The sequence below is a fragment of the Acinetobacter sp. GN11 genome (assembly GCF_054823985.1).
This window is the reverse complement of sequence record NZ_JRVL01000199.1, coordinates 1-10,007: the sequence shown is the minus strand read 5'-3', so window position 1 is coordinate 10,007 and position 10,007 is coordinate 1. Positions and strand designations below refer to the sequence as shown.

Here is a 10,007-nt window from a genome sequence, read left to right as displayed (position 1 = left end):
ATGCTTCTTTTCGATCATTAGAAGCATTTTTAGTCTAACCTCTTGATATATGATATTTATTTAAATAGCTATTTAAATTTTTACCTGTTTAATTACCCGTTTTGATTATCACACCAAAATCGTAGGCAAAAATAAAGCCGCTATCTAAGCGGCTAATATAACAAAAAAAGAAGTAACCAGTTTAACTATTTCATTCATTAGAAGTTTGCTGAAAAACAATCAGCTTTGATACATCTTAGTCTGTTTGAAAATAGAGATAACGACAACTCAGGCAAAATAAGCTATTTCATTAGAAATAGAAAATTATTCTGCCTGAGTTAAAAAAGAAGATTAAATCGCTCTAGTGTTGTAAATCAGCCAGTCTAAAACTTCTCCAGACAAATGTTCAGCGAGTCTTTCTTGAACAGTTTGATGGTAACGATTTAACCAGTCTTTCTCTTCATGAGTTAGCATATCAACAACGATACAATCTAAATGAATCGGGCAAAGGGTCAGTGTTTCAAACTCCAAAAACTCACCATAAGTTTTTTCAAAACCAGAGTGAAGGCGGTTTGCAACCAGATTTTCAATGCGAATACCGTATTGTCCTTCATGATAAAGTCCCGGTTCATTGGAAAGGATCATTCCCGCGCGTAGTTTGCTGTAGGCATGAATAGGAGCGTAATAAGAAAGAACTTGCGGCCCTTCATGCACATTTAGCGCAAAGCCTACGCCGTGTCCTGTTCCATGTCGATAATCTAGACCGTGCTGCCATAAAGTATGGCGACAAATTGAATCGAGTAGCGGTGCAGCTAAACCTTCTGGATAAATCGTTTTTGCCAAAGCAATGTGACATTTTAAAACCAAGGTGTAGTCACGTTTTTGTTGCCCTGTTGGCGTGCCTACAGGCACAACACGGGTAATATCCGTTGTTCCATCTACATATTGACCACCTGAGTCAATCAGCAATAGACCATCACCTTCAATAAATGAATAGTGCTCTTCAGTTGCACGGTAGTGGGGTAGAGCACCATTGGCATTAAAGCCAGCAATTGTTGAAAAACTTGGCCCTATAAATCCATCTTGCTGCGCACGGAAAGCTGTAATCTTTTCATCAATCGTGAGTTCTGAAATGCTTTCACCATGATGAAGTGCTTTCTCTAACCAGTGGAAAAAGTGGCAAAGCGCGACTCCATCTTTAACCATTGCATGACGGATATGAGCAATTTCGCTTTCATGTTTACGCGATTTAAAAAGTGTACTCGGGTTGATGTCATATACAACTCGAATATCTTTTGCGATGGCTTGTTCATGAAAAATCGACACTTTCGCTGGATCTAAAAGTACTGAAGCATCAGAAATATTCGCTAAAAACTTAGCTGTATCTTCGTAGTTACGAATTTCAATACCATCGGCTGCCAAAGCTTGCTGAATGCTTAAATCAACTTTTTCAGCATCAATAAAAAGAACGGCTTGTTTTTCACTGACATATAAATGTGAAAGGAACACAGGGTTGTATTCTACATCTTGCCCACGTGCATTTAAGACCCATGCAATATCGTCTAAAGATGAAATAAAATGCCCCGCAATATTCTTGCTATCTAAAGTTTCACGAATAGCCTGAATTTTTTCTTTACGTGATAGGGCATTTAACCCTTCAGGCATGAAATGGATTTTCTTTGATGGAAGTTCTGGACGGTTTAACCAAATCTCTCCGACTAAATCTTGCTGGGTTTTAAGTCTATAGTTATTAAGTCGTGCAGTATGTTCGAGCGCCTTAAATTGCTGAATGGATAAGGTATGCCCATTTACCACAATGACTGATTCTGGTTGTAGATTCTTTTCAATCCAAGCGAGATGTGTTGAAGATTCATCACTTGTTAATCTTTGAAGATTAAAGCCAGTTCCAACAAGTTGTTGCTCGGCTTGTACCCAATAGCGACCATCTGCCCATAGGCCTGCAAAGTTTTGGGTCACGACGAGTGTACCGACCGAACCACTAAAACCGCTTAACCACTGCCTTGCTTTCCAGTAGTCTGGTAAATATTCTGACATATGTGGATCGGCACTCATGACAATCAAAGCATCAACATGTTGATTGCGCACGAGTTCACGAAGTTTCTCAAGTTTTTCTGGAACAGTTAAAACGCTCATATAGTTTCCAACTCAGGTTGAACTTTACTGGTACTTTTGTTCATTAATCTATTGATAGGTTTCTTTAATAAAAATAACACGATTGCGCCAATTACTAACGCCAAAACACATCGCATAAATAGGGTAGGTAAATGATTAATACCATCTGCTGATACGTGCCCGCCAATTAAACCAGCAATGAGATTACCTAAAGCTGAACCCGTAAACCATAGACCCATAATTTGACCACGGATGACATCAGGTGCAAGTTTAGTCATGGTAGATAGACCAATCGGGCTTAAGCAAAGTTCTCCGATAGTAAGTAGAAATAAAGTACCTACTAACCAAAATGGTGAAACTAATCCACCAGCAATTGCAAAACGGCTTGCAAATGACATAACTAGAAAGCCACCTGCTGCGAGTAAAAGCGCAATAATAAATTTACTGATATAACTTGGGTCTTTATTTGACTTACCAAGTTTAGCCCAAAGCCATGCTGCAATTGGGGCAAAAGTAATAATAAAAAGCGCATTAATTGATTGAAACCATACTGCTGGAATTTCAAATCCGAAAACATTACGGTCCGTATAATCTTGAGCAAATAGGTTAAAAGACGTTGGTTTTTGCTCAAAGGCAGACCAAAAAAGAGCTGATGTTGCTAATAAGACAAAACAGATAATAATTTTAAATTTTTCATGTTGTTCTAAACCAAGGAAAAATAATAAATAGATAAAATAAGCGATAATGCCAATACCTATTCCCACTGTTAAGTAAGTTGCTACTGCAACTGGGTTGATATGAATTACGCCAAAGAAGGTAAGAGCAATAACCACTGCAACGCTTAATAAAAATGAGAAAGCAATTTTGGGGGCATTTTTATTTTCTACGACAGGTTTATTCCAATTGTCAGTTTGCTGACGCAATTGATTGAAGGACTGTAGTTGTGGAATAGCTAATGCTCGGAAAATGAGTAATGCAACTAACATTCCAAGGCCGCCAATCCCAAAACCCAGATGCCAGCCATGATCGCGAGCCAATATACCTGTAATAAGCGGGGCAATAAATGACCCCATATTAATTCCCATATAAAAAATGGAGAAACCAGCATCACGTCTATTATCTTGTGCTTTATATAGCGTTCCGACAATCACTGAAATACAGGTCTTAAACAATCCTGAACCAATAACAATAAGGACTAGGCCGAAATAGAAAAAGAATTGATCAAAGATAGGCGTAAGCGCAATTGATAAATGACCTAATGCAATAATAATTGATCCATACCAGACGGATCGTGCTTGACCTAACCAGTTGTCGGCAATCCAACCACCTAAAACGGTCATTAGATACATAGAGCCTGCAAATAACCCAACAATTGCGGCGGCAGTAGGACGGTCAAGACCTAAACCACCATCATTGACCATTGCAACCATATAGAGAACGAGTAAGGGCCGAATTCCATAGTAAGAAAAGCGTTCCCACAGTTCTGTAAAAAATAAAGTTTTTAAGGGTTTTGGATGGCCGAAAAAAGCCGTGTCACATTGTTCGAGTTCATGCTTCATTTCAAATCCTTTGAACGTATTTGTAGTTTAATAAGCCAAACTTTTAGTTTGTTTAGTTATAAAAAAAAGTTATGTTTTATTTTTTAGATTTTTTTAAATCGAAAAGCAAGTTGGTCATGTATAAAAAAGGTATATAACAAATGGTAAAAAAACTTCCCTTTAGTTTCTTAACCGGCTACCGCATCAAAGCTGATCAAAACTTGCCTCGAGGTAGGGAGGATAAGTGGTTTTTAATTAGTCTAAAAATAGAGGGCGTTGTAAAAAGAAAAATAATTTTATCAATCCTCTGCATTTTAATAAGTGAAGGAGATGATCCAATAGCTGATTTTTTAATTTTTTAGAGGGCTATTCTTCAAGTCAATATTTACATGAGAACCTTTTTGGCAAAGGCATGAGTAGATATAGTAGGCTCAGCTAAAAGTTACATTTTATAAGTCATCTTTTATTATTTTCATTTATTGTAATAAGAATGTCAGCTTTCTATATGAGAAAGTATTATGATCATGAATTACTGTTAGATATTGATGCGATGGTTCATATTAGCGCAACAATTTTGCACTAAATTAGGGCGATTGCGGGCTATTCTTGTATGCCATAATTTGAAAATGTCTGAATATGGTGCATTTAACGATGCAAACAGTATAATGGGTTCAAGACAAGGGACCTAAATCATGGATAGTTATAAGCAATTCAATGTTTTAGGTAAGTCTTATAAAGTTGGTATGAGATTTGCTTTATAAATACCAGCAATTAACACGCACTTAACAAGTGCAACAAAATTTCATTGGAGCAAAATGAGCATGGCGAACAAGGTCCTTCAACTCATACAAGAAAGTGGCGCAAAATGGGTCGATTTTCGCTTTACTGATACTAAGGGTAAAGAACAGCACGTAACTTACCCAGCTGATTCTATTGATGAAGATACTTTTGAAGACGGTAAAATGTTTGATGGTTCTTCAATCGCTGGTTGGAAAGGCATTGAAGCATCTGACATGATTTTACGTCCAGATGCAGAAACTGGTTTTGTTGACCCGTTCTTTGCTGAACCAACTGTAGTTGTGACTTGTGACGTTATTGAACCTTCAACTGGTCAAGGTTATGAGCGTGACCCACGTTCGATTGCTCGCCGTGCAGAAGAATACTTAAAATCTACAGGTATCGGTGATACTGCATTCTTTGGTCCAGAACCAGAATTCTTTGTTTTTGATGAAGTGAAGTGGGACATTGATATGTCTGGCGCTCGTCATACATTAATCGCTGAAGAAGCTGCTTGGTCTACTGGTAAAGATTACGAGTCTGGTAACTCTGGTCACCGTCCACGTGTTAAAGGCGGTTACTTCCCAGTTCCTCCAGTTGATTCTTCACAAGATATGCGTGCAGAAATGTGTGCAAAAATCGAAGACATCATGGGCCCAGGTCGTGTAGAAGTACATCACCACGAAGTTGCTTCTTGCCAGTTAGAAATTGGTGTGAGCTTCAATACACTTGTACGTAAAGCTGACGAAGTTCAACAGTTCAAATATGCTGTTTGGAACGTTGCTCACCAATATGCAAAAACTGCAACCTTTATGCCTAAACCAATGGTAGGCGATAACGGTTCTGGTATGCATGTTCATATGTCTATCTCTAAAGATGGCAAGAACTTGTTTGCTGGTGATGAATATGCAGGCCTTTCAGAAATGGCATTGTACTTCATCGGTGGTGTAATCAAGCACGCTCGTGCATTGAACGCAATCACAAACCCATCTACAAACTCATACAAGCGTTTGGTTCCTCACTTCGAAGCGCCAATCATGCTTGCTTACTCAGCACGTAACCGTTCTGCGTCTATCCGTATTCCATACGTTTCTAGCCCTAAAGGTAAGCGTATCGAAGCTCGTTTCCCAGACCCAATGATGAACCCGTACTTAGGTTTCGCTGCATTGTTAATGGCTGGTATCGACGGTATCCAAAACAAGATCCATCCAGGCGAAGCTGCTGATAAGAACTTGTATGATCTTCCTCCGGAAGAAGAAGCAAAAATTCCAACAGTTGCTCATAGCTTAGATATGGCTCTTGAAGCACTTCAAGCAGATCACGAATTCTTGTTAAAAGGCGGCGTGTTCACTAAAGAAATGCTTGATGCATACATCGAACTTAAAACTGAAGATGTACGTCGTCTTAACACGACTACTCACCCAGTTGAGTTTGATATGTACTACAGCTTGTAATACGTATTTTCATAAAAAAGCCTGCTTATGCAGGCTTTTTTATTGCTTGGAATGTTGATTGAATTCTCTACGTTTTTTATCAAAAAATTGGGTTAAACTAAGTGCGAGTTTTCATGTGAGCAGATTATGCGTAAACGGCAACCAGTACTTAAACAGGACAAGACTTTAAATCCTGAGTTGAAAAAATGGTTGTATGCGTCCGGTTCTCTGACTCAACAATTGACTGATCTGGGTGGTGGTCAATTCAGTGTAAAACCTTTTAAAGAACACTTTCAGCGTTTAACTTTTGCAGATAGCCAATGGATGAATATGCCTCATACTCACACCTCATGGGTGCGTGAGACTTATTTATATGGCTGTGAAGCAGAGCCATGGGTTAAAGCAAAAAGTATTTTCCCTATTTTAAGCCTACAAAAAAAAGCCCGTATATTTCAGCATATTGGTTCTACACCGATTGGATTTTTTCTATTTCAAAGAACGACACCACTTTGTGACCGCCGTGTCATTCGTTTGCCAGAAGGGTGGACGCGACAAAGTTGCTATACTTGGCATGGGTGTAAATTTATTGTCCAAGAAACATTCTTACCAGCTTTTGAAGCTTTTCTACATCAGCAGCACGACAAGGAACTACTATGACGACTGCAACAGATACCACATGGCGTCAGCGTTTAGAAGCATACTATTATCTATGTCGGTTTGATAAGCCAGTTGGAACAGAACTGGTTTTTTGGCCAACCATGTGGGCACTTTGGGTTGCTGCAGAAGGAAGGCCGCCATTGCATATTCTTTTGGCGATGGTCTTAGGCACAATTTTTATGCGTGCTGCTGGTTGTGCCATTAATGACTTTGCGGACCGTAAAGTAGATGCACATGTTGAACGCACTAAAACACGTCCATTAGCAACTGGGGTAATTCGTCCGAGAGAAGCAATATATGTATTTTTAGCTCTAGTATTTGCTAGCGCTTGTACCTTGTTCTTTTTACCTATAGCGACATTCTATTGCGCACTAGCTGGATTAGTTTTAGCATTTGTATATCCTTTCATGAAACGTTATACCCATTTACCACAAGTGGTTTTAGGTATGGCATTTTCTTGGGGAATTCCAATGTCATTTACTGCGATGGGTAAGCCTTTAGATATAACGTGTTGGCTTCTTTATTTTGGTAATCTAGCTTGGACAGTTGCTTATGACACTCAATATGCCATTACTGACCGTGAATATGATTTAAAGATTGGTGTGAAATCTACAGCTATTCTTTTTGGTCGATATGACATCCAGATTATTGCGCTTTTACAAGCAACCAGTCTTGTTTTGATTGGTGCTGCACTGTATTTAGAAAATATTTTATTTCCATGGGCGATCATTGCTTTAATTATTGTTGCATTCGATTTTATATATCAAACAATTAAAACCAAAGACCGCAACCCTCAAGTATGTTTTTGGGCATTCCGTCACAATCGCTGGGTTGGATTAATCATTTTTCTGGGAATATTTTTAAATTTCATATAGTAAAAATGACCGTAAGGTTGAAAAGTGTTCTATGCAGAGCACTTTTTTTATGTCTTAATATTCGTGCATAAAAAATATGCGGAATAAATAATACATAAAAAAGGATATTCTATGAAACGGTCAAAAATTGCTTTAGCTATAACATTATCGGTTTCAACATTATTTCTTGTGGCATGTAATGACAATGATGATGACTTTATTGGCATAAATCCTGATAAAACTTATGTTTCTGAAAAAGCCTATTCTAAGGATAGCTTAAGCGGTGCTTCATCTATAAAAGTCATGACTTATAACATGGTTAATGTACAAGGTAAAACTGCTGAAGCAACGGCACTTGTGATGTTTCCTAAAGCGGCTCAGCCTAAAGATGGTTATCGCGTAGTGGTATGGGAGCACGGCACTGTAGGCGTAGGAAATAGCTGTGCACCAAGTAATAATACGATTAATCCACGTTTCAAAATTCTAGCGGATACATTATTGGCAGCTGGCTATGTTGTGATTGCTCCGGACTATGAAGGTTTAGGTACTCGAGGGATGCATCCATACCTTAATTTGGGAAGTGAGGCTAAATCTGCAATTTCGGCAGTTAAAGCTGCGAAGGATCATTACGGTAATCAGTTGAATAGTTCATGGATGTCAATTGGACAGTCTCAGGGAGGCCATGCTTCATTAGGAACAGCTGAATTTGCTAATAACGATAGTAACTACAAAGGAGCGGTTGCAACAGCACCAGCTTCTAGCCTTGGTTATATTATTTCAGTAGTTGCTCCGCAAGCAATTCAAGATATTCTTAAGAAAGAGCAGGCTGGGACTGCACCTGTTGGTACGGCTGTAGAAGTGTATGCTGAGCTACTCGCATATGCTGCATATACCACAGTGGGTATTACGGCTTATGAACCTAAATTTAATTATCGTGAAATTTTCCAACAACGTTCTCAAAGTATAGCTGAGTTCGCAGAAGGGACTACTGGTGAAAATGGCGTATGTTTAACTGATTTGCATAATAAATTTGCAGATGATATTCGTGATTTTCTTGCGACTAATATTGGCAAAACAGTTCTAGATTATCCAGGTTTAGCTGGTAACTTTCAAGAAAACCCAACTGTGAAAAAATTCTTGGCGGATAACCAACCTGCAACCAAAAAAATTAATTCACCTGTCATGATTGTTCAGGGTACTGCTGATATGGCTGTACCATATCCTGTTACTAATGCCTTGCAAGAGGGGCTTAAAGACAAGGGAACGGATGTGACATTTGTGCCTGTTGCAGGGGCTGCCCATACTCAAGCTATTGTATGTAGAAATGCTGAAATTTATCAATTTGTTCAATCTAAGATGCCAGCTAAAACAAATATCGTGCTTGATCCATCGGTAATAGATGCGAGTAAGAATGTTGAATGTACAGGAATAGCACAATAATTTTTGTATTTAAAATATTCAAATTAAAAGGGTCCTAAAGAGGGCCCTTTTTGTTATATTGTTACGCATATTAAAATTGATACCGTTTGAGTTTGAAGTAGTTATGAGCCAGCAACCTGTTGAAAAAAAATCTGTTCCTTGGTTATTAATGGGATTAGGTTTACTCATACCTTTTTTGATTATTGGAATACTTTTCTTGGCTGCAAAAAGTGATGCTAAGACTAAAAAACAATATGAGCAGCAACGTTTAGAGATGGAAAAAAGAATAGCTGAAAAAGAAGCAGCAAGTTCTGAAGTGAAATAACAGCAGTTCTTTTAATGAATATCCTTTTGTAGCTGCCGTACACTTGGGATGTTTGTATAACGTCTTACTATATAACCTGCTTCGGTGAGCATTTGATCACGAACACGATCTTCTTCCACTTTTTCAAGATGGGAAGGGTCATCTAGCTCAATAATTGCGATGACTTCCATCTTGTCGTTAAGCACAACAAAGTCAGTAACTTTTCGGTTGAACTGACTACGAATTTTATAGTCCTTACTTGTAATTAAAGCGCTAAAAGCCACTTGTGCTAAAACATGATAACTTGGAAAACTTTGTTTTAAGCGGATAAACATTTGAGTTTCAAAGTTAGTAATAACAGGGCGAGCAAAGAATTTTTGTTTTGGAAATAAATAAGGGCGTAAACAAACAGCAAGAAAAATGCAGGTGCTTAAACAACCTAAAACAATAAAAAATAAGTGACTCGATTCGAACATGTGAAGGCATCATACAAATAAAAACCCACTCATGATGAGTGGGTTTTTAAGAATCTTGGCTCTCCAACCTGGGCTCGAACCAGGGACCTGCGGATTAACAGTCCGTCGCTCTACCGACTGAGCTATGGGAGATTAGTAGATGGCTCTCCAACCTGGGCTCGAACCAGGGACCTGCGGATTAACAGTCCGTCGCTCTACCGACTGAGCTATTGGAGAATCTGGAAAAGGATTTTAGGGAGGAAAGGGAGCTGGGTCAAGTCTTAATAACGGAATTAGTGAGAATATCTAATCGTTTGGTTTAAAAATATTCGAAACATTGATTTTATTAAAAATAATAGAAAATTATTAAATGATTGAATAAGAAAAAGCCCGCAATAGATGCGGGCTTTTAGAATCTTGGCTCTCCCACCTGGGCTCGAACCAGGGACCTGCGGATT

Annotated in this window: 9 protein-coding genes and 2 tRNA genes; 6 read left to right on the top strand and 5 right to left on the bottom strand. The window is 38.5% G+C overall.

The genetic code is table 11. From position 1 onward, the window contains the following. Positions 1-330 precede the first annotated feature (330 nt). Together NL42_RS15565 and NL42_RS15560 are read right to left on the bottom strand one after the other, a co-directional pair. Complete coding sequence (locus tag NL42_RS15565; protein ID WP_461313428.1) at positions 331-2,133, bottom strand: M24 family metallopeptidase; 1,803 nt, start codon at positions 2,131-2,133, stop codon at positions 331-333. Then, positions 2,130-3,671, bottom strand: coding sequence for a peptide MFS transporter (locus tag NL42_RS15560; protein WP_461313427.1), 1,542 nt, complete (start codon positions 3,669-3,671; stop codon positions 2,130-2,132). Before NL42_RS15560 ends, NL42_RS15565 begins: the two co-directional genes overlap by 4 nt. A 140-nt stretch (positions 3,672-3,811) precedes the next feature. On the opposite strand from NL42_RS15560, the gene NL42_RS15555 reads away from it, so the two are divergent. The 6 genes from NL42_RS15555 to NL42_RS15530 all read left to right on the top strand — a co-directional run bounded on the left by NL42_RS15555 (position 3,812) and on the right by NL42_RS15530 (position 9,115). Continuing rightward, positions 3,812-4,012, top strand: a complete 201-nt coding sequence (locus NL42_RS15555) for a hypothetical protein (protein ID WP_461313426.1) — start codon at positions 3,812-3,814, stop codon at positions 4,010-4,012. A gap of 453 nt (positions 4,013-4,465) precedes the next feature. Continuing rightward, a complete protein-coding gene (gene glnA, locus NL42_RS15550) occupies positions 4,466-5,881 on the top strand; it encodes a type I glutamate--ammonia ligase (protein WP_003650573.1) in 1,416 nt (471 codons plus the stop codon). Positions 5,882-6,007: 126 nt separating this feature from the next. Next, positions 6,008-6,517 carry a chorismate--pyruvate lyase family protein gene (locus NL42_RS15545; protein ID WP_461313425.1) on the top strand — a complete coding sequence of 170 codons (510 nt, stop codon included), beginning with the start codon at positions 6,008-6,010 and terminating at the stop codon, positions 6,515-6,517. Continuing rightward, positions 6,514-7,392: a 4-hydroxybenzoate octaprenyltransferase gene (gene ubiA / locus NL42_RS15540; protein ID WP_461313424.1), complete on the top strand. Its 879-nt coding sequence runs from the start codon at positions 6,514-6,516 to the stop codon at positions 7,390-7,392. The genes NL42_RS15545 and ubiA overlap by 4 nt, the downstream gene beginning before the upstream one ends. A gap of 111 nt (positions 7,393-7,503) precedes the next feature. Further along, positions 7,504-8,811 (top strand): alpha/beta hydrolase family protein, encoded by a 1,308-nt coding sequence (locus NL42_RS15535; protein WP_461313423.1) that lies wholly within the window; start codon positions 7,504-7,506, stop codon positions 8,809-8,811. 103 nt (positions 8,812-8,914) lie between these two features. Then, positions 8,915-9,115: a hypothetical protein gene (locus NL42_RS15530; protein ID WP_461313422.1), complete on the top strand. Its 201-nt coding sequence runs from the start codon at positions 8,915-8,917 to the stop codon at positions 9,113-9,115. Between the two features lie 11 nt (positions 9,116-9,126). On the opposite strand, the gene NL42_RS15525 is transcribed toward NL42_RS15530, so the two are convergent. From NL42_RS15525 to NL42_RS15515, 3 genes are all read right to left on the bottom strand, one after another. Then, the gene (locus tag NL42_RS15525; RefSeq protein ID WP_461313421.1) at positions 9,127-9,570 is read right to left on the bottom strand and encodes a DUF2726 domain-containing protein; all 444 of its coding nucleotides are present in this window, start codon (positions 9,568-9,570) and stop codon (positions 9,127-9,129) included. A gap of 56 nt (positions 9,571-9,626) precedes the next feature. Next, positions 9,627-9,702 (bottom strand) — tRNA-Asn (locus tag NL42_RS15520). An 8-nt stretch (positions 9,703-9,710) separates the two neighbouring features. Beyond that, a tRNA-Asn gene (locus tag NL42_RS15515) sits at positions 9,711-9,786 on the bottom strand. Positions 9,787-10,007 lie beyond the last annotated feature (221 nt).